21 protein-coding genes are annotated in these 17793 nt (G+C 60.8%); 5 read left to right on the plus strand and 16 right to left on the minus strand.

Going from position 1 to position 17793, the window contains the following annotated elements:
- Positions 1-230: 230 nt before the first annotated feature.
- Positions 231-578: a response regulator gene (locus GA0061105_RS19960; RefSeq protein ID WP_064692532.1), complete on the plus strand. Its 348-nt coding sequence runs from the start codon at positions 231-233 to the stop codon at positions 576-578.
- A 4-nt stretch (positions 579-582) separates the two neighbouring features.
- Here the strand turns inward: GA0061105_RS19960 and GA0061105_RS19965 are convergent, their stop codons facing one another.
- From GA0061105_RS19965 to GA0061105_RS19990, 6 genes are all read right to left on the minus strand, one after another.
- Positions 583-1125, minus strand: coding sequence for a MerR family transcriptional regulator (locus GA0061105_RS19965; RefSeq protein ID WP_064692531.1), 543 nt, complete (start codon positions 1123-1125; stop codon positions 583-585).
- Between the two features lie 150 nt (positions 1126-1275).
- Entirely contained in the window at positions 1276-1614 is a 339-nt protein-coding gene (locus GA0061105_RS19970; RefSeq protein WP_010019728.1) for an integration host factor subunit alpha, read from the minus strand.
- A 106-nt stretch (positions 1615-1720) separates the two neighbouring features.
- Complete coding sequence (locus GA0061105_RS19975; protein ID WP_092752401.1) at positions 1721-2692, minus strand: beta-ketoacyl-ACP synthase III; 972 nt, start codon at positions 2690-2692, stop codon at positions 1721-1723.
- Positions 2693-2712: 20 nt separating this feature from the next.
- Positions 2713-3759, minus strand: coding sequence for a phosphate acyltransferase PlsX (plsX, locus tag GA0061105_RS19980; protein WP_064692694.1), 1047 nt, complete (start codon positions 3757-3759; stop codon positions 2713-2715).
- Positions 3760-3857: 98 nt separating this feature from the next.
- The gene (locus tag GA0061105_RS19985) at positions 3858-4412 is read right to left on the minus strand and encodes a YceD family protein (protein WP_092752403.1); all 555 of its coding nucleotides are present in this window, start codon (positions 4410-4412) and stop codon (positions 3858-3860) included.
- Positions 4413-4423: 11 nt separating this feature from the next.
- Positions 4424-5029 carry a ubiquinol-cytochrome C chaperone family protein gene (locus tag GA0061105_RS19990; protein ID WP_064692692.1) on the minus strand — a complete coding sequence of 202 codons (606 nt, stop codon included), beginning with the start codon at positions 5027-5029 and terminating at the stop codon, positions 4424-4426.
- 187 nt (positions 5030-5216) lie between these two features.
- Between GA0061105_RS19990 and GA0061105_RS19995 the strand changes: the two genes are divergently transcribed.
- On the plus strand, positions 5217-5750 hold the full coding sequence (locus GA0061105_RS19995; RefSeq protein WP_064692529.1) for an outer membrane protein assembly factor BamE: 534 nt from the start codon (positions 5217-5219) through the stop codon (positions 5748-5750).
- 71 nt (positions 5751-5821) lie between these two features.
- On the opposite strand, the gene GA0061105_RS20000 is transcribed toward GA0061105_RS19995, so the two are convergent.
- The 3 genes from GA0061105_RS20000 to GA0061105_RS20010 form a co-directional block, all read right to left on the minus strand.
- On the minus strand, positions 5822-7960 hold the full coding sequence (locus GA0061105_RS20000) for a sodium-translocating pyrophosphatase (protein ID WP_064692691.1): 2139 nt from the start codon (positions 7958-7960) through the stop codon (positions 5822-5824).
- A gap of 197 nt (positions 7961-8157) precedes the next feature.
- Positions 8158-8640, minus strand: coding sequence for a transcription antitermination factor NusB (gene nusB / locus GA0061105_RS20005; protein WP_064692528.1), 483 nt, complete (start codon positions 8638-8640; stop codon positions 8158-8160).
- Positions 8641-8643: 3 nt separating this feature from the next.
- Entirely contained in the window at positions 8644-9099 is a 456-nt protein-coding gene (locus GA0061105_RS20010; RefSeq protein WP_064692527.1) for a 6,7-dimethyl-8-ribityllumazine synthase, read from the minus strand.
- 346 nt (positions 9100-9445) lie between these two features.
- On the opposite strand from GA0061105_RS20010, the gene GA0061105_RS20020 reads away from it, so the two are divergent.
- The 3 genes from GA0061105_RS20020 to GA0061105_RS20030 all read left to right on the plus strand — a co-directional run bounded on the left by GA0061105_RS20020 (position 9446) and on the right by GA0061105_RS20030 (position 11030).
- Positions 9446-9805 carry a hypothetical protein gene (locus GA0061105_RS20020; RefSeq protein ID WP_092752407.1) on the plus strand — a complete coding sequence of 120 codons (360 nt, stop codon included), beginning with the start codon at positions 9446-9448 and terminating at the stop codon, positions 9803-9805.
- A gap of 181 nt (positions 9806-9986) precedes the next feature.
- The gene (locus GA0061105_RS20025; protein ID WP_092752409.1) at positions 9987-10490 is read left to right on the plus strand and encodes a cupin domain-containing protein; all 504 of its coding nucleotides are present in this window, start codon (positions 9987-9989) and stop codon (positions 10488-10490) included.
- A gap of 24 nt (positions 10491-10514) precedes the next feature.
- Complete coding sequence (locus GA0061105_RS20030; RefSeq protein ID WP_092752410.1) at positions 10515-11030, plus strand: GNAT family N-acetyltransferase; 516 nt, start codon at positions 10515-10517, stop codon at positions 11028-11030.
- Here GA0061105_RS20030 and GA0061105_RS20035 read toward each other — a convergent pair.
- The 7 genes from GA0061105_RS20035 to GA0061105_RS20065 form a co-directional block, all read right to left on the minus strand.
- The gene (locus tag GA0061105_RS20035) at positions 11011-11631 is read right to left on the minus strand and encodes a riboflavin synthase (protein WP_092752412.1); all 621 of its coding nucleotides are present in this window, start codon (positions 11629-11631) and stop codon (positions 11011-11013) included. The genes GA0061105_RS20030 and GA0061105_RS20035 overlap by 20 nt on opposite strands.
- Positions 11631-12932 (minus strand): bifunctional diaminohydroxyphosphoribosylaminopyrimidine deaminase/5-amino-6-(5-phosphoribosylamino)uracil reductase RibD, encoded by a 1302-nt coding sequence (gene ribD / locus GA0061105_RS20040; RefSeq protein ID WP_092752414.1) that lies wholly within the window; start codon positions 12930-12932, stop codon positions 11631-11633. The genes GA0061105_RS20035 and ribD overlap by 1 nt, the downstream gene beginning before the upstream one ends.
- 3 nt (positions 12933-12935) lie before the next feature.
- Positions 12936-13412, minus strand: coding sequence for a transcriptional regulator NrdR (nrdR, locus tag GA0061105_RS20045; RefSeq protein WP_092752416.1), 477 nt, complete (start codon positions 13410-13412; stop codon positions 12936-12938).
- 9 nt (positions 13413-13421) lie between these two features.
- Positions 13422-14720 (minus strand): serine hydroxymethyltransferase, encoded by a 1299-nt coding sequence (glyA, locus tag GA0061105_RS20050; protein ID WP_064692520.1) that lies wholly within the window; start codon positions 14718-14720, stop codon positions 13422-13424.
- 216 nt (positions 14721-14936) lie between these two features.
- Positions 14937-16238: a L,D-transpeptidase family protein gene (locus GA0061105_RS20055; protein WP_064692519.1), complete on the minus strand. Its 1302-nt coding sequence runs from the start codon at positions 16236-16238 to the stop codon at positions 14937-14939.
- Positions 16239-16670: 432 nt separating this feature from the next.
- Positions 16671-17186, minus strand: a complete 516-nt coding sequence (gene ldtR, locus GA0061105_RS20060; protein WP_004673822.1) for a transcriptional regulator LdtR — start codon at positions 17184-17186, stop codon at positions 16671-16673.
- Positions 17187-17314: 128 nt separating this feature from the next.
- Positions 17315-17752: a DUF6163 family protein gene (locus GA0061105_RS20065; RefSeq protein ID WP_064692518.1), complete on the minus strand. Its 438-nt coding sequence runs from the start codon at positions 17750-17752 to the stop codon at positions 17315-17317.
- Positions 17753-17793 lie beyond the last annotated feature (41 nt).

Below are 17793 nucleotides of genomic sequence, written 5' to 3' on the forward strand. Positions count from 1 at the left end.
TTTGCACATCGAATTTCGCCGGGCAATATGCTGTTTCCAAAGCGCGGCACGATCTTTCGGATTCGCTTGCTGCGTCTTAAGCTTTTATGTTTACACATGTCGGCGTCGCAAAACTGCTGCACTGTTTTGCGCGACAGGCTTTACCACCGTTGCGGGTCGCGTCTTGACGCGCTTGGCAAGCGGTCCACATAAATCTTCGTGCCCGGCAAGGGGAATGGGTGGACGGGATCATGAAAGACATATTCATCGTCGAGGACGATGCGCTGATCGCCATGTTGCTCGAGGACATGCTCAGCGATCTCGGCTATCGGGTTTGCGCGAGCGCTCCCGATCTGGAACGAGCACTTGCAACCGCCAGGGACACGGAGTTCGATGCCGCGATCCTCGACGTCTCCCTCGCCGGCCGCAGCTCGCTGCCGGTCGCCAAGCTGCTCGATGAGCGCGGCAAACCCTATCTCTACGCAACGGGTTATGGCAGCGCACCGGAAGGCAGCAGCCCCAGCGCGCTGCCTGTGCTGCGAAAGCCGTTCCAGCTCAGCGAGCTCGAACAGGCGATGAAGCAGCTTACGGAAACCTGAACATTCAGCGCACCTGATCGAGCAAACGCTTGCATTCCAGGAGGTCGTAAAGGGCCTCCTGAAGCAGCGCCCTGTCTTCCTTGCCGACGCTCGATTTGCCGATCGAGACTTCCGGCTGCTCGTCATCGCCGGCGACGAAATTGAAGAACCGGCGGGTAATCGGCGGCTTGGCGCGGCCGACAATCTGGTCCTCTTCGGCCATGCCGACACGCGGTTCCCCTGCGCCCATTTCCTGCGCGCCCGAGGCAAGCGCCTCGACGCTGGCAAGGTCGCCGTGGCCGACCGAGACGACGAACTTGTTGCCGTTGGTCTTTAGAAGCTTCTGCACGCCTTTGATCGTATAGCCGTGATCGTAGAGCAAATGTCGGATGCCCTTGAGGAGGTCGACGTCCTCCGGCCGGTAGTAACGACGTCCGCCGCCACGCTTCATCGGCTTTATCTGAGGGAAACGCGTTTCCCAGAAGCGCAGCACATGCTGCGGCAGATCAAGATCGTCTGCGACTTCGCTGATGGTGCGGAAGGCATCGGGGCTCTTGTCCAACGTCATACTGCTACGCAACCTCGCAGGCTCGATCCAACGGCGACTCATCATATTTCAAAGGTTTGGCGCCGACAATTCAAGTCATGTATCGACGTTGCGCACAGGGGATGGACCAGTGCGAGAAAAAAAGCCGTTCCGAGAAGAGGAAGTCCGATATCAGGGAGCCGGATTCTGCGGCTTCAGCTTGACCTTGCGGGAGACATGCGCCTTGAGGATGCGCGTCTTCAGCACGTTCGAAGCCTTAAAGGTCATCACCCGTCGGGGAGAGATCGGAACCTCCTCGCCGGTCTTCGGGTTGCGGCCGATCCGCTCGTTCTTATCTCGAACCTGAAAAGTGGCGAAGGAGGAAAGTTTGACGGTTTCGCCACGCACGATGGCGTTGCAGATTTCGTCGATGACGGTTTCCACAAGTTCGGCGGATTCGGTCCGGGAAAGGCCAACCTTTCGGAAAACGGATTCCGCCAGGTCTGCTCGCGTCACTGTTTTTCCGGTCATGGTTTCCCCGCCCATTACAAAATATTTTTTGAAAGCGAACGAAGAGTATTTGTCTTGCGCCTCACGGTCAAGCTCTTGTTCGCCGCCAGTTTTTTAGGATTCGTGCTTACCAGCGCAGGAGAACGGCGCCCCAGGTGAAGCCGCCGCCCATCGCTTCGAGCATCACGAGGTCGCCCTTCTTGATGCGGCCGTCGCCGGCGGCGGCCGCAAGCGCGAGCGGGATCGAGGCGGCCGAGGTATTGCCGTGCAGATCGACGGTGACGACGACCTTGTCCGCATCAATGTTCAGCTTCTTCGCCGAACCGTCGATGATTCGGCGATTTGCCTGGTGCGGCACAAGCCAGTCGAGATCGTCGGCCGTGGTACCGGTCGAATCGAAGGCCGCCTGGATCACATCGGTGATCATGCCGACCGCGTATTTGAAGACTTCGCGGCCCTCCATGCGCAGCTTGCCGACGGTTCCCGTGCTCGACGGCCCGCCATCGACATAGAGCTTGTCCTTGTGCGAGCCGTCGGAGCGCAGATGCGCGGTCAGCACGCCGCGATCGGCAGATGTCCCCTCGCCTTCGGCAGCTTCGAGCACGATTGCGCCGGCACCGTCGCCGAAAAGCACGCAAGTGGTGCGGTCGTTCCAGTCGAGGATGCGCGAAAAAGTCTCCGCGCCGATGACGAGAACACGCTTCGCCAAACCGCCGCGGATATAGGCATCGGCGGTTGTGACCGCATAGACGAAACCGGTGCAGACGGCCTGGACGTCGAAGGCAAAGCCGTGGCTCATGCCGAGACGGCTCTGGATGTTGACCGAGGTTGCCGGAAAGGTGTTGTCAGGGGTCGAGGTGGCGCAGATGATAAGATCGATATCGGCGGGCGTCAGGCCGCCATTGGCAAGGGCCGCGCGCGCGGCGGCCTCGCCGAGCGAGGCGGTCGTCTCGTCATCGCCGGCAACATAACGCTGACGAATGCCGGTGCGCTGGACGATCCATTCGTCGGATGTGTCGACGATGGCCTCCATGTCACTATTGGTCATCACGCGCTTCGGAAGTGCGGCTCCGAACCCGCGAACCACTGAACGGATCATATTCGATTGAACCCCATCACTCATGCAGCTTCCGGGCCCATCGGGGGCAAGCGCTTGGCATGATATTTCTTAAGATCGTTTTCTATTTTCTGATTGAGGCCGTTCTTAGCCATGTCGTAGCCGACTTCGATAGCCGCAGCGATACCTTCGGCATTGGCCCCGCCGTGGCTCTTGATGACGATACCGTTCAGACCGAGAAACACGCCGCCGTTGACCTTGCTCGGGTCGAGCTTCTCACGCAGCATGTCGAAAGCGCTTTTGGCGAAAAGATAGCCGATACGGGCGAGCAGGGTGCGAGACATGGCGGCGCGCAGATATTCGGCAATCTGCTTGGCAGTGCCTTCGGCGGTCTTCAACGCGATATTGCCGGAAAACCCTTCGGTGACGACGACGTCGACCGTACCCTTGCCGAGATCGTTACCCTCGACGAAGCCGGAATATTCGAGCGAATCGATGTTCGCCTCGCGAAGCAGCCGGCCGGCTTCCTTGACCTCTTCCTGGCCCTTCACCTCTTCTACTCCGACGTTCAGCAGACCGATCGTCGGACGTTCGATCTCGAAAAGTGCGCGCGCCATGGCGCCGCCCATCAGGGCGAAATCCATCAATTGCTGCGCATCGGCGCCGATCGTCGCACCGACATCGAGCACGATGCTCTCGCCCTTCAGCGTCGGCCAGATCGCCGCGATCGCCGGGCGCTCGATATTGGCCATCGTGCGAAGACAGAATTTCGCCATCGCCATCAGCGCACCGGTATTGCCGGCCGAGACCGCGACATCGGCATCGCCCGTCTTCACCGCCTCGATCGAGCGCCACATGGTGGAGACATAGCGGCCGCGGCGCAACGCCTGGCTCGGCTTTTCTTCCATGCTGACTGCAAGCTCACAGTCGTGAAAGACCGATTTTTCCTTAAGTTTCGGAAACTTGGCGAGAATAGGATCGCATTGTTCCTTAAGCCCGTAGAAAACGAAGGAAATATCGGGATGCCGATCCAACGCCTTGGCGGCGCCGGGGATGACAACCTGGGGACCAAAGTCGCCACCCATGAGGTCGAGAGATATTCTGATCACGCGTCCCTGATCCTTCTTTTCGCCGATGGCGAAATTTGGGCCAAAATACCGGTTTTGGCGTCGCATACAACTGAATTGTGTCAAACGCCAGAGAGGCTTCAATCCTTTTTCCAGTCCTTAAGGACCGCGAAAGCGGAAGGCTTTTTATCGTTCTCGCCGCTATCCTCGATATGACCTTCGAACTCGACGTCTTGCTTGCGCGGATAGGGGTCGATCGCAAGAGCGGCGAATTCCGCGACCACCGCGCCGGCGTCGATCGTATCGCCGACAAAGGGTTCAGGCAGATCAGGACCATCGGGGTCGAGCAGCATCTCGCCGGCGTCATTGCCGGGCTGACGGGCAAGCTTGGAGCCCTCAGGCACGAAGATCTGCTCGAAGCTTTCGTCGATCATGGCTTCGACCGGTTCCAGCGTCACGACGCAGGACTGGACGATCTTCGCCTGCACGCGACCTTTGACGCGCACGCCGTCGCGCTTCCAGCGGGCAATCTGCAGGTCGGCACTGAGACCGTCGACGGAGACGACGCTCCAGGTCTCGGCAAGCGCCTTCAACTCGCCGGAGTCGGCCTCGATATGGACCTCGACGGGGTTGGCGGAGATATGACCGACCTTGACGCGATAGGAGAATGGAACATCGTCCGGATCGTTTTTCATAGTTTCCTCCTTCAGGCGACCGGTGGGCAGGCGACCGGCGGCAGCGTTGCCGAGCCGCCGGCAATCATCTCTTCCGGAACGGCCGACAGATGAGCTTCCGCGGCCACCATCCAAGCGGCAAGGCCGGACATATCGGCCGGCGCCTGGCTTTCGGGGTAGATATTGCGCTGTAGGGCGAGAGCGAGCGCTTCGGGATCGCTGGTATCCATCGCCTTCGAGTAGGCTTCGAGCCGGCCGTAGAACATGCCGGCGAGCTTCTTCATGCGTTTCGGCACGCTGTTGTCGCCGATGCCGAGTTCGCGAATCGAATAGTCGATATCCTGGAAGAAGGCGTCGACGATCTCCTGGGCGATTTCCTGGCCGCTGACGGCTGAGGCGCGCGTGCGCCGAAAAAACAGAATCATGACGATCGACAGCATTTCGAAACGGCCCATGACCGTATCCGGTACATTGAGCCGCTCGTAAAGATCGGGCATGCGCGCGGCCGCTGTCAGCGCCGCATATTGCCTGTCGACGATCGCCTGATTGTTGTTTTTCTTGCGGAAGAGCCCGAAGATCATTGTTTTTTCCGGAAATGCCTCATTCTTCACGCCGGCTGGCGTCTGGCCTTGTTGCATGATTTCGAAAGCTGGTTTACCGAAGCAGGCGCGAATTGCAATGCCGGTCGTGGCCAGTTTCGGGACGACGCCTTCGAGGCGCCAGCGAAGCGAATTCGGGAAATTCGACCCGGAATGGCCACAATGGTTTTGCAGGAGGAAAGCGTGCAAGGCCCAAAATGGCTGCTATCGACACTCAAGGGAGTAGATGTCGTTGAAGAAACGGTATTTCAAGTCTGACATGAAATTCTTCAGCAGCGCGGCCATTGCCTTCATAATCGCCTCCACATCAGCTCTTTCAGGCTGCCAGACCAGCACCGTGCTAAACGGCGGCTATGTCGTGGATCAGCAGTCGCTCGATCTCGTTCCGGAAGGTTCGAGCCGCGAACAGGTCCTGCTTTCGCTCGGCACGCCGTCGACGACGGCGACGTTCGACGGCGAGGTCTTCTATTATATCTCGCAGCGGCGCACGCGCGCTGTCGCCTTCCAGAAGCTCAAGGTCGTCGACCAGACCGTTCTGGCCATCTATTTCGACAAGGAGGGCGTCGTCAGCCGGCGTGCCAACTATACGCTGCAGGACGGGAAGGTCTTCGATACGATCGGGCGCGTTACGCCGACCGGCGGCAAGGAACTCACCTTCCTTCAGCAGATGCTCTCCGGCGGCAGCGCAGCAAGTGCAGCCCGCAGCCTGTTCGGCGGCGGCGCCGGCGGAACGCCGCAGAATCCGAGCAGCCTGCGCTGATCGGACAAGCTTCGAACGAAAAAACCCGCCGGAGCGCTCCGGCGGGTTTTTTGATTCGCCAAGCGCCATTTTTATCCGGCGAGAACGGCAAGCAGCAGCAGCGCAACGATGTTGGTGATCTTGATTGCCGGATTGACGGCGGGGCCGGCGGTGTCCTTGTAGGGATCGCCGACGGTATCACCGGTGACGGAGGCCTTGTGCGCATCCGAGCCCTTCATGTGACGCACGCCGTCCTTGTCGACGAAACCGTCTTCGAAGCTCTTCTTGGCATTGTCCCAGGCGCCGCCGCCTGAAGTCATCGAGATGGCGACGAAGAGACCGTTAATGATGACGCCGAGCAGCGATGCGCCGAGGGCGGCAAAGGCCGAGGCCTTGGAGCCGGAGATCAGAAGCACGCCGAAATAGACGACGACGGGCGCCAACACCGGCAGCAGCGACGGCACGATCATCTCGCGGATCGCAGCCTTTGTCAGAAGATCAACGGCCTTGCCGTAATCCGGCTTCTCCGTTCCCTGCATGATGCCCGGCTTCAGCTTGAACTGCCGGCGCACCTCCTCGACGATCGAGCCGGCGGCGCGGCCGACCGCCGTCATGGCGATGCCGCCGAAAAGATAGGGAATCAGACCGCCGAAAAGCAGACCGGCGACGACATAGGGGTTCGACAGCTCAAACGAGATTTCGCCGATATTGGCAAAGTAGGGATATTGGTCGCCATGGGCCGCGAAATATCGCAGGTCGTTGGCGTAGGCGGCAAAGAGCACCAGGGCGCCGAGACCGGCGGAGCCGATCGCGTAACCTTTGGTGACCGCTTTTGTCGTGTTGCCGACGGCGTCGAGCGCGTCGGTCGACTTGCGCACTTCCGGCGGCAGATGCGACATTTCGGCGATGCCGCCGGCATTGTCGGTGACTGGGCCGAAGGCATCAAGCGCGACGATCATGCCGGCAAGGCCGAGCATGGCGGTGACCGCGATGCCGGTGCCGAAAAGGCCGCCGAGCTGATAGGTGGCGAGAATGCCGCCGACGATGACGATCGCCGGCAGCGCAGTCGATTCCAGCGAGACCGCCAGACCCTGGATGACATTGGTGCCGTGCCCGGTGACCGATGATTGCGCGATCGAAACGACCGGGCGTTTGCCGGTGCCGGTATAATATTCGGTGATGACGACGATCAGCGCGGTGACGACGAGGCCGACGAGACCGCAGATGAAGAGGTTCGTGCCGGTGACGTCGGCGCCGGCGACCATGCCGAGAGAGCCCCAGCCGACTGTCAGCGAGGTGGCGGCGCCGAGACCGACGATCGACAGCAGGCCGGTGACGATGAGGCCCTTGTAGAGCGCGCCCATGATCGAGCCGTTCGATCCGAGCTTGACGAAGAAGGTGCCGATGATCGAGGTGATGATGCAGGCGCCGCAGATCGCCAACGGATAGATCATCGCGGACTGGAGGATTGGCGCGCCGGCAAAGAAGATCGCGGCGAGAACCATGGTGGCGACGACGGAGACCGCATAGGTCTCGAAAAGATCGGCAGCCATGCCGGCACAGTCGCCGACATTGTCGCCGACGTTGTCGGCAATCGTTGCCGGATTGCGCGGATCGTCCTCGGGAATGCCGGCTTCCACCTTGCCGACGAGGTCGCCGCCAACATCGGCACCCTTGGTGAAGATGCCGCCGCCGAGACGGGCGAAGATCGAGATCAGCGAGGCGCCGAAGCCGAGCGCGACCAGCGCATCGATGACTTCGCGCGAGCCGCTCTCATGTCCGAGCCCGAAGGTCAATATCGTATAATAAATGGAGACGCCGAGCAGCGCGAGGCCAGCCACCAGCATGCCGGTGATCGCACCTGACTTGAAGGCAATGTCGAGGCCGGCGGAGAGGCTGGCGGAAGCCGCCTGGGCGGTGCGCACATTGGCGCGGACGGAGACGTGCATGCCGATGAAACCGGCAGCGCCTGAGAGCACAGCGCCGATCAGGAAGCCGATGGCGGCCGTGACGGAGAGAAGCAGCCAGGCAGCGATGAAAACAACAACGCCGACAATGGCAATGGTCTTGTACTGGCGGGTCAGATAGGCCTGAGCGCCCTCGCGGATATAACCCGCGATTTCCTGCATGCGGCTGTTGCCCTGATCGGCGGCAAGCACCGACCGGGTTGCCCAGGCGGCATAGACCACCGAGAGCAGACCGCATGCGATTACGCATAAAAGGATGGTCATTTCGCTCTTTCCTCCCATAGGCCGGAGCTCACTCCTTCTCCGGCAGATACGCCGCCGAATCGCCTTTCCTCTCCACAGAAATGCACAGCTAAGCGGTGCGGAGATTGCGTGGTCGATCACGTGGCGTCAAGACCGCAACGGGCGAAAACCAGTACGGTACGAAGAAAGACGTAGGGAGGTTGTCGGCGGCTAAGAAGTTATTTCTTCGCCTCGCCCCGGACCTGCTTTGCAATGCGGTCGAGTACTGCGTTGACGAGCTTCGGCTCGTCGTCATCGAAAAAGGCCTGGGCGATCTCGACATATTCGGTGACGATTACCGCCACCGGAACGTCCTTGCGATCGAGAAGTTCGAAGACGCCGGCGCGCAGAATGGCGCGCACGGTGCTATCGAGGCGCGACAGGGCCCAATCGTCCTGCAGCGCTGCGGCAATCAGCGGATCGAGACGGACCTGATCCCGCACGACGCCGGAGACGATGGAGCGGAACCAGCCGGCATCGGCCTTCAGATAGGTGGCGCCGTCGATTTCCTGACCAAGGCGGTGCGCCTCGTATTCGGCGACGATTTCCAGGACGCCGGTGCCACCGACATCCATCTGATAAAGCGCCTGAACGGCCGCCAGGCGGGCAGCGCCCCGCTGGTTCGCAGTCTTGACCGGCCGTTCCGTCTTGTCGTCGTTCATTCGTTATGCACCCAATTTCTGCTTCAGCTCGATCATCGTCAGAGCCGCACGAGCGGCAAATCCGCCCTTGTCCTTGTCCGAACGGCGCGCCCGCGCCCAGGCCTGTTCGTCATTCTCCACTGTCAGAATGCCGTTGCCGATGGCAAGGGACTCGCTGACCGCGAGATCCATCAAAGCGCGCGAGGATTCGTTCGATACGATATCGAAATGATAGGTCTCGCCCCGGATGACCATGCCGAGAGCGACATAGCCGTCATAATGCCTACCGCCATTGTCGTCCCCATCGAGCGCCATGGCAATCGCTGCCGGAATTTCCAGCGCGCCGGGAACGGTGACGACCTCATAGGTGGCACCGGCCTGATCGAGCGCAAAGGTTGCGCCCTCGAGCAGCGCGTCGGCCATGTCGTCGTAGAAGCGGGCTTCAACGATCAAAATATGGGGAGCGGTCTCTCTCGACATTGTTTACCTTCGGTTGGCGCGACGTTTTCCACTCGACAGCCCGCGGTCAAAACATGCCTTCATCAGAATGGCAAGCATTTTCGGCCAACGCTGCAATGCGAAAGAGGAAATATCGACAAAGGGATAGCCGCACCATCCGTGCCAAGCCGTCCAGCGCTTGGCGAGGCGCTTTTCCGCAAGCGCGGAAAATGGCAATTCGAAGGCCGTTTTCATGAAGAATTTTTAATGCGTTTTCAGTGGCTTAACCCATTGATTCGCGAATGCGGCGACGCCAATTCCTTGGTCGTGACGCAGACGATCCCCTGCAACGACAGCCGACCGTCAAAGCAGATGAAAGGATAATATCATGAACCGCATGGTCACAATCACCATCGCCGCAGCCCTCTCCTCCCTCGCCTTTGCCGGCGTCAGCCGGGCAGAGAGCATCGGCATGAACTCCGCCCATGGCATAGAGCAGACGCTCAGGACCTTCCAGGGCAATGATTTCAATGTCGAGCAGGTCCGCAACTGGCACAACCTTGATGACGAAACGACCGGTCCGCGCTCGGCCCCGGAACGCTCCGGCCAGGCCATTCGCGGCATCCAGGCCTCGATCGACTCCAACAGGTCGCTTACCCACCGACTGAACAATGAGGGCGTCGATGTCCGCAACATCGTCAACGCCGAACAGGCGGCTGACGGAAGCCTGACCTTCTACGTCCGCTGAGGCTTCCAGCCCATTACACGCAACAGAACGTCCGGCGCGCCCTACCCGAAGCGCGCGGCGCTCGAAGCATGGGCGGCGGTCTCCTCTCCGCCCATGCCGGGAATTTTCCAGGGTGATCGCGCGATCGCCATTGAATTTTCCGGCAAGATGATAGCTTCTCTTCCTGCAACAGGAGGACATCATGGCGGTGGAACCGAAAGCGGTCATCAATATCGCTGATCTCAAGCTCGATCGCTGGAAACAAGGCGAGTTCTACGAAGGCGCCGACGTCTCGTTCGGCACGCTGCTTGGCATGGCAGGCCTCGGCATCAGCTATAATGAGGTGCCATCCGGCAAATCGAGCTGCCCCTTCCACAATCACCACGTCGAAGACGAGCTTTTCTATGTGATATCAGGCACCGGCGAATACCGCTTCGGCGACGAGCGCCACGCGATCAAGCCGGGCGACGTGCTCGGCGCACCTGCCGGCGGGCCGGAAACAGCGCACCAGATCATCAATACCGGCACAGCAACCCTCGTTTATCTCGGCATTTCAACGATGGCGAAGACCGAGATCGTCGAATATCCCGACTCCGGAAAGTTCCTTGCCAAGACAAACAGGGACGCGACAGAAACCGGGCGCTTCCGACATATCAGAAGGACCGAAGGCGAGCTCGACTATTGGGAAGGCGAGCCCGGCGCCTGAACGCGATTTCCACAAGGACTCATCGTGATCGACATACCCACCCTACAAACGGAGCGGCTGACGCTTCGCCCTCACCGCCTCGACGATTTCGAGGCGCATGCGGCGCTGTGGGCGGACGAAAAAGTCGTTCGTTTCATCACCGGCGCGCCGTCGACGCGCGAGCAGAGCTGGAGCCGTATGCTGCGCATTGCCGGCATGTGGCACCATATGGGGTTCGGTTTTCTCGCGATCGTCGAGAAAGAGAGCGGCCGCTTCATCGGCGAAGCCGGTTTCCTCGAAGCCCGCCGCGACATGGAGCCCTCGATCGAAGGAACGCTGGAGGTGGGCTGGGCGCTAATGCCCGCAGCCCACGGCCGCGGTTATGCCACAGAGGCGCTAACGGCTCTGATCGACTGGGCGGAAGCACATTTTCCGGGGAAGCCGATGAGTTGCATCATCAGCCCGGAGAACCTGGCCTCGTTGAAGGTCGCCGCCAAGCTCGGCTTTTGCGAGACGGTGCGCGCGCAGTATAATGGCGAGGTCATTCAGTTTTCCCGTTAGGAAATTCCGCAAGCCGGGCAGCGTAACGCGCCATGGTGTCGACTTCGAAATTGACGAAATCGCCGGGTTTGCGCTCACCCCAGGTGGTGACGTCGAGCGTGTGGCGGATGAGCAGGACGTCGAAATCGGTGCCGTCGACCGCATTGACGGTCAGCGAAGTGCCGTCGAGTGCGATCGACCCTTTCGGGGCGACGAATTTCGCCAGGTGCTCGGGTGCGCGCAGGCGATAGCGCGTGGCGTCGCCCTCCGATGTCACCGAAAGGATTTCCGCCTTGCCGTCGACATGGCCGGAAACGATATGGCCGCCGAGCTCGTCGCCAATCTTCAGCGACCGTTCGAGATTGATGCGGCTGCCTTCCTGCCACGTGCCGATCGTCGTCAGCCGCAGCGCCTCTTCCCAGGCCTCGACCTCGAACCAGCGGCCATTGCTGCCTTCTTCAGGCAGGCCGGTGACGGTGAGGCAGATGCCGGAATGGGAAATCGAGGCGCCCATGTCGATGGTGGCAGGATCGTAACTCGTCGCAACGCGGAGCTTGATGCCCTCCTTAAGGGCGGAAACACTTTCGATCGTACCGATATCAGTGACAATTCCGGTGAACATCAATTCTCTCTTTCATATTCGTCGAGGCGATCAGCGCCGAATAGAGACGTGCCCCTGTGGGCGAAACCGGATGGTATGTCGGTTGCCTGCAACGGGGATTCAATACCGCCCTGACCGATGACGACGGGCGCCTGGTAAAGCTGGATACGGTCGACAAGGCCGGCCTCCAGGAAAAGCCGCGCCGTCTTTGCGCCGCCCTCGACCAGAAGTGAGGAAATACCACGCGTCGCAAGAGCCGGCAGCAGGACCTCGAGGTGATAGGGATTGCAGTAGACAACTTCGACGCCGGCGGCTTCGAGCGCGGTGCGGCGAGATTCAGCGTCAGCGAATGAGGCACCCCCCTCTGCCCTGCCGGGCTTCTCCCCCACAAGGGGGGAGATCGAATCTTGGCCAACTCTAATTCCAGCATCTTCAGATCCTGGTGGTGACAGGTCATCTTCGGAATTCTGACCGCGCTCCTTGCCCATCTCCCCCCTCGTGGGGGAGATGTCCGGCAGGACAAAGGGGGGTAATCCCTCGGCATCCGCCGCCAACGGCGAAACCTCCTCGCTCGCAACCAGGATGACAGGCACCTCCCGTGCCGTCTCAACCAGCTTACTCGTCAACGGCAATGCCAGCGCGGGATCGAGCACGATGCGGATCGGCGACTGTGCTTCGAGGCCTGGCGTGCGCACCGTTAGAAGCGGGTCATCTGCTATCGCGGTACCGATGCCGACGAGGATCGCATCGGTTTCGGCGCGCAGCGCCTGAACCTCAGCGCGGGCTTGCAGACCTGTAATCAGCACCTGCCCTGCCCCCTCACGGCCGATCATGCCATCGGCGGAAACGGCAAGCTTGAGAGTCACATAGGGGCGGTTCTTCGTCTGGCGGGTGAGATAGCCGGCCAGCGAGCGTCGGCCCTCGGCCTCCAGCACGCCAACATCCACCTCGATACCCGCGTTGCGCAGCATCGCGATGCCGCGGCCCGAGACGCGCGGATCGGGATCGGTGACGCTGATGACGACGCGGGCAACGCCATAGGCGATCAGCGCCTCGGCGCAGGGCGGTGTCTTGCCGTGATGCGAGCAGGGTTCGAGGGTCACGTAGGCGGTCGCGCCGCGGGCAAGCTCGCCGGCTTGCGCGAGCGCCTGCGGCTCGGCATGCGGGCGGCCGCCGAGCGCCGTGACTGCACTGCCGACGATGACGCCGTCCCTGACGATCAGGCAGCCGACAGAGGGGTTAGTGGCGGTACGGCCGAGATGACGGCGCGACAGGCGGATCGCCGCCGCCATGAAACCTTCGTCATGCCCCGTGCCGCTCATTGCTCATCTGTCCAGCGGGTCGCGGGCGATCTTGGCGTTGATTTCGGAAATAACCTTCTCGAAATCCTCGGCAAGCGAGAAATCCCGGTAGACGGAGGCGTAGCGCACGAAGCCGACATCGTCGAGGCTCTTCATCGCTTCCAGTACCTGCAGGCCGATCTGCTCGGAGGGGATTTCTGTCTCGCCTGAGCTTTCCAGCCGGCGGACGATGCCGGAAACGGCTCGCTCGATGCGATCACGCTCGACAGGACGCTTGCGCAACGCCACTTCGAAGGAGCGCACCAGCTTATCGCGATCGAAGGGCACCTTGCGGCCAGTCTTCTTGATGACCATCAGCTCGCGCAGCTGGACGCGCTCGAAGGTGGTGAAGCGGCCGCCGCAATCCGGACAGATACGCCGCCGGCGGATGGACGTATTGTCCTCCGCCGGACGCGAATCTTTGACCTGCGTATCTTCCGAACCGCAATAGGGGCAGCGCATCGCTACTCCTTATCCCATGTAGTCATACATTGGGAAGCGGTCCGTGAGGTTGACCACCTTGCCGCGCACAGCGGCTTCGACGGCAGCATTGCCTTCATCGGAATTGGCGACCTTCAGGCCGTCGAGGACCTCGACGATCAGATTGCCGATTTCACGGAATTCGGCTTCCTTGAAGCCGCGCGTCGTGCCGGCCGGCGCGCCCAGGCGCACGCCCGAGGTGACGAAGGGCTTTTCCGGATCGAAGGGAATGCCGTTCTTGTTGCAGGTGACGTAGGCGCGACCGAGCGCGGCCTCGGCGCGCTTGCCGGTGGCGTTCTTCTTGCGCAGGTCGACAAGCATCAGATGGTTGTCGGTGCCGCCGGAGACGACGTCGAGGCCGCCAGCGATCAGTGTCTCGGCAAGCGCCCGGGCGTTCTTGACGATCTGAGCAGCGTAATCCTTGAATTCCGGCTGCAGCGCCTCACCGAAGGCGACGGCCTTGGCGGCGATGATGTGCATCAACGGACCACCCTGCAGACCCGGAAAGACTGCCGAATTGAACTTCTTGGCGAGATCCTCCTCATTGGTGAGGATGACGCCGCCGCGCGGGCCGCGCAACGACTTGTGGGTCGTCGTCGTCGCGACGTGGCAGTGCGGGAACGGCGACGGATGCTGCCCACCGGCGACGAGGCCGGCGATGTGGGCCATGTCAACCATCAGATAGGCGCCGACGCTGTCGGCGATCTCGCGGAAGCGCTTCCAGTCCCAGATACGGGAATAGGCGGTGCCGCCGGCGATGATCAGCTTCGGCTTGTGCTCCTCGGCCTTGCGGGCGACCTCATCCATGTCGAGAAGGTTGTCACCTTCGCGTACGCCGTAGGAGACGACATTGAACCACTTGCCGGACATGTTGACCGGCGAACCATGCGTCAGGTGGCCGCCCGAATTCAGGTCGAGACCCATGAAAGTGTCGCCGGGCTGCAGCAGCGCCAGGAACACGGCCTGGTTCATCTGCGAGCCGGAATTCGGCTGAACGTTGGCGAAATTGACGCCGAACAGCTTCTTGGCGCGCTCGATCGCCAGTTCCTCGGCGATGTCGACGAACTGGCAGCCGCCGTAATAACGCTTGCCGGGATAACCCTCGGCATATTTGTTGGTCATGATGGAGCCCTGGGCTTCCAGCACGGCGCGGGAGACGATGTTCTCGGAAGCGATCAGTTCGATCTCGTGCCGTTGGCGACCGAGTTCCTTTCCGATCGCGCCGAAGATTTCCGGATCGACATCCGCAAGCGAGCGATTGAAGAAGGATTCGGTGGAAGCATTGGTCATGGGCGGGCTCCTCAACTGGAATGCGCTGAGGTATTAGCCTTCCGCCGTGGCAAGGGCAATACGAAGAACGACATTTGCTGGGCAAAGCGCGCGCTCGGGCTGTTTTGTGACGGCGCCGCGCCGAGGCGTGGCGGCCAAGTCGAGCGTCCCCTCCTGTTCATGCAAAAAACCGCGCCCAAAGGCGCGGTTCACAAATCACGATACTGAGGTTGTCGCTTACTGAACCGGCTGTTCCATGCCGGCCGTGGTGTCGAGCGCGAGCTCGGCATTGCCGTCCATCTGATAGATGTCGTCGCGGAACTGGACGATGCCGTCGGGCATGCCCCAGGCGGAGATGTAGACGAAATAGACCGGAACTTCCATGGCGAGCTTGATCGGCGTGTTGACGCCGCTTGCGATCACCTGCTCCATCTGCTGACGGCTCCAGCCCGGAGTCTCGCGCAAGAGCCAATTCGTCAGGTCGCGGACGTTCTGAACACGGACGCAGCCTGAGGATTCGAAACGCATGAGCTTGTTGAACAGGCCCTGCTGCGGCGTGTCGTGCATGTACTCGCCGTTCTTGTTGTAGAAGTTGATCTTCGTCGAGGCCATGGCGTTGATCTTGCCGGGGTCCTGACGGAACATCAGGTTCGGCGCTTCGCCATTCCAGTCGACGGTCTCGGGAGACACTTCGTTACCCTTGCCGTCGATCAGACGGATGGCGTTCTTTTCGAGATAAGTCGGATCCTTGCGCATCAGCGGCATGATGTCCTTCTCGACGATCGAGCGCGGTGCCGTCCAGTACGGGTTGAGGATGACTTCATAGACCTTCGAGTTGACAATATGCGTCGGGCGGCTCAGACGGCCGACAACCGCAGTATGGCGCGTTGCAACACTGCCGTCTTCAACGGCTTCCACATAGGCAGCCGGAATATTGACCATCAAGTGACGGCGGCCGAGGTCTTCCGGGAAGGTCTGCAGGCGGATGAGGTTGGTGTTCAGCTGCTGCAGGCGGACATCGGCGGGGATGTTCATCGCCTTCAGCGTGAATTCGCCGAGCACGCCATCGGCCGGCAGGCCGTGACGCGCCTGGAAGCGCTTGACGGCGCCGTCGACGTAAGAATCGAAGGCGTTGGAGAGGCCTGCCTCGCGCGGCAGGTCGCCGGTGATCGCGAGACGCTGGCGCAATGCCTGGACGGTGGGAGAGGAAACACCGAGCTGCAGGCGCTGATCACCGGGATTGACTTCAGGCCAGCCGCCGGCGGCGGCGATCTGCTGATACTGCATGATCGCCTGCTGGGCGCTCGGCACTGACTGGGGGCCGAGGATCGGCGTGTTGGAAACGACGGCGGTTGCCGTGCGCGAAGCCGCCTTAGCGTCGAACTGGTCGTCCCAGTTGCCGCGGCGCGGCGCATTGATCAGCGTATCGAGCGCCGACTGCGCGAATGCCGGCGCGGCAACCGCGCTGGCGCCAATCGTTGCCGCGGACGCAAGGAAAGCGCGACGTGAGAGAGCTTCATTTCCGTTTTTCTTCGACATAGTCCCAACCACTGAATGCCGCCATGAAGGAAGCGCGGCCCTTTGCGAAATCACTGCGCCGTAACGCAGATCCCTATCCATTCGTTCTCCCGGCGCATCAGACAATCCCGCCCGTCGCATCACAAGATTGCGATGCGAAAGTCTGAACGTTCCTGATCCATTGAAAGCGCCGGTTGTTAACCTTCCGCTGCCACACCAATATGGCCAATTCGTGTTGCCAGGCCGAAGACAGCTGCCGATGGCCGGGTTCATCACGCAACGAACCGTGTGACGGGGTAAATCGTGCCGGTTAATAACGGCTAAAAAACGGCTTGAATACCAGCGCTTACGCTTGCCTGCCATTCGTTGCAAAGATGCCACGGGGAAACGGCAAAACCGGACGCGCAGGGAACGCATCCGGTTTTCTTCAACCCTGAAAGGAGGTCGAGGGTCTTAGAGGCGATACATGATGCTATCGTTCCAGAAGCGGTCCAGGCGCTGGAGCAGCTTGTTCATCTGGGTGAACTCGTCGGTGCCGATGCCGCCGACCTTGTCGATCGAGGCGATATGACGTTCGTAGAGCTTGGCGACCGTTTCGGCGATGTCCTGGCCGGTTTCGGTCAGGCTGATGCGGACCGAGCGGCGGTCGATGCGTGAGCGCTGGTGGTTGATGAAGCCGAGATCGACCAGCTTCTTGACGTTGTAGGAAACGTTGGAGCCGAGATAGTAGCCACGCGAGCGCAGCTCGCCGGCGGTCAGCTCGGAATTGCCGATGTTGAAAAGGAGCAGCGCCTGGATGGCGTTGACGTCGCTGCGGCCCTGACGGTCGAACTCGTCCTTGATGACGTCGAGAAGACGGCGATGAAGACGTTCGACAAGATGAAGGGATTCCATGTAAAGATCACGGATGCCCTGATCCTGCTGGTCGCGAAAGTTAGATACCGCCTGCGGCTTGATTTTCGTATTCATATTGACTGCCTCACTGTTTGATTGGCGGTGTGTTTTCTTCCCGCCTTGAGTGAGACCCTATCGAATACATATAAAATTCGACTTAAACCGCAGGCTTAATGGAGCCTTACCGGAAACTCCACGTTGTCTCAGGGTAAATCAACGCTTACCTGGCGGCGATGCCGGCGCTTTTCCAGCCACAGCAGGAGGCGGAAAATCCAGTAGACGACGGCGACCATCAGGTGCAGCAGAATGATCAGCTGGTTAGAGCCGAAAATGTCAGGCAGCAGCCCATACATCAGGATCTGTCCGCCTGCGGCCAGCACCCAGATGACGGGCCCCCAGGAAACGGTGAGCCACAGGCCGAGGGCGGCGACGGGGAAAAGCACGGCGAGGCTGGTGCTCGCCACCTTCCATGGCAGGCTCAGGAGATCGAAGCGGCCGGCACCGACCAGCGAATAGCCGACGAGCATCGCCCAATATTGCAGCCCGAACCAGAAGCAGGATACGGCGACCAGCCTCAGGAAGAGGATGAAGAGAAGGTCCGCCAGGGTGCGTTTCGGTATTGTCGGGGAATCGGTTTCCATGGCGCAACATCGGTCCCGGATCGGATCGTTACAAGCAGTTT

This window comes from Rhizobium aethiopicum, assembly GCF_900094625.1.
Classification (GTDB): Bacteria; Pseudomonadota; Alphaproteobacteria; order Rhizobiales; family Rhizobiaceae; genus Rhizobium; species Rhizobium aethiopicum.

Bases quoted from the DNA above. Each gene is read 5' to 3' on its own strand.
- GA0061105_RS20035 (WP_092752412.1), bottom strand. From the start codon at position 11,631: ATGTTCACCGGAATTGTCACTGATATCGGTACGATCGAAAGTGTTTCC.
- GA0061105_RS19960 (WP_064692532.1), top strand. From the start codon at position 231: ATGAAAGACATATTCATCGTCGAGGACGATGCGCTGATCGCCATGTTG.
- GA0061105_RS20055 (WP_064692519.1), bottom strand. From the start codon at position 16,238: ATGTCGAAGAAAAACGGAAATGAAGCTCTCTCACGTCGCGCTTTCCTT.
- GA0061105_RS19970 (WP_010019728.1), bottom strand. From the start codon at position 1,614: ATGACCGGAAAAACAGTGACGCGAGCAGACCTGGCGGAATCCGTTTTC.
- ribD (WP_092752414.1), bottom strand. From the start codon at position 12,932: ATGAGCGGCACGGGGCATGACGAAGGTTTCATGGCGGCGGCGATCCGC.
- GA0061105_RS19990 (WP_064692692.1), bottom strand. From the start codon at position 5,029: ATGCAACAAGGCCAGACGCCAGCCGGCGTGAAGAATGAGGCATTTCCG.
- ldtR (WP_004673822.1), bottom strand. From the start codon at position 17,186: ATGAATACGAAAATCAAGCCGCAGGCGGTATCTAACTTTCGCGACCAG.
- GA0061105_RS20065 (WP_064692518.1), bottom strand. From the start codon at position 17,752: ATGGAAACCGATTCCCCGACAATACCGAAACGCACCCTGGCGGACCTT.
- nusB (WP_064692528.1), bottom strand. From the start codon at position 8,640: ATGAACGACGACAAGACGGAACGGCCGGTCAAGACTGCGAACCAGCGG.
- nrdR (WP_092752416.1), bottom strand. From the start codon at position 13,412: ATGCGCTGCCCCTATTGCGGTTCGGAAGATACGCAGGTCAAAGATTCG.
- GA0061105_RS20025 (WP_092752409.1), top strand. From the start codon at position 9,987: ATGGCGGTGGAACCGAAAGCGGTCATCAATATCGCTGATCTCAAGCTC.
- GA0061105_RS20020 (WP_092752407.1), top strand. From the start codon at position 9,446: ATGAACCGCATGGTCACAATCACCATCGCCGCAGCCCTCTCCTCCCTC.
- GA0061105_RS19995 (WP_064692529.1), top strand. From the start codon at position 5,217: ATGTCGTTGAAGAAACGGTATTTCAAGTCTGACATGAAATTCTTCAGC.
- GA0061105_RS19975 (WP_092752401.1), bottom strand. From the start codon at position 2,692: ATGATCCGTTCAGTGGTTCGCGGGTTCGGAGCCGCACTTCCGAAGCGC.
- GA0061105_RS19965 (WP_064692531.1), bottom strand. From the start codon at position 1,125: ATGACGTTGGACAAGAGCCCCGATGCCTTCCGCACCATCAGCGAAGTC.
- glyA (WP_064692520.1), bottom strand. From the start codon at position 14,720: ATGACCAATGCTTCCACCGAATCCTTCTTCAATCGCTCGCTTGCGGAT.
- GA0061105_RS20010 (WP_064692527.1), bottom strand. From the start codon at position 9,099: ATGTCGAGAGAGACCGCTCCCCATATTTTGATCGTTGAAGCCCGCTTC.
- GA0061105_RS19985 (WP_092752403.1), bottom strand. From the start codon at position 4,412: ATGAAAAACGATCCGGACGATGTTCCATTCTCCTATCGCGTCAAGGTC.
- GA0061105_RS20000 (WP_064692691.1), bottom strand. From the start codon at position 7,960: ATGACCATCCTTTTATGCGTAATCGCATGCGGTCTGCTCTCGGTGGTC.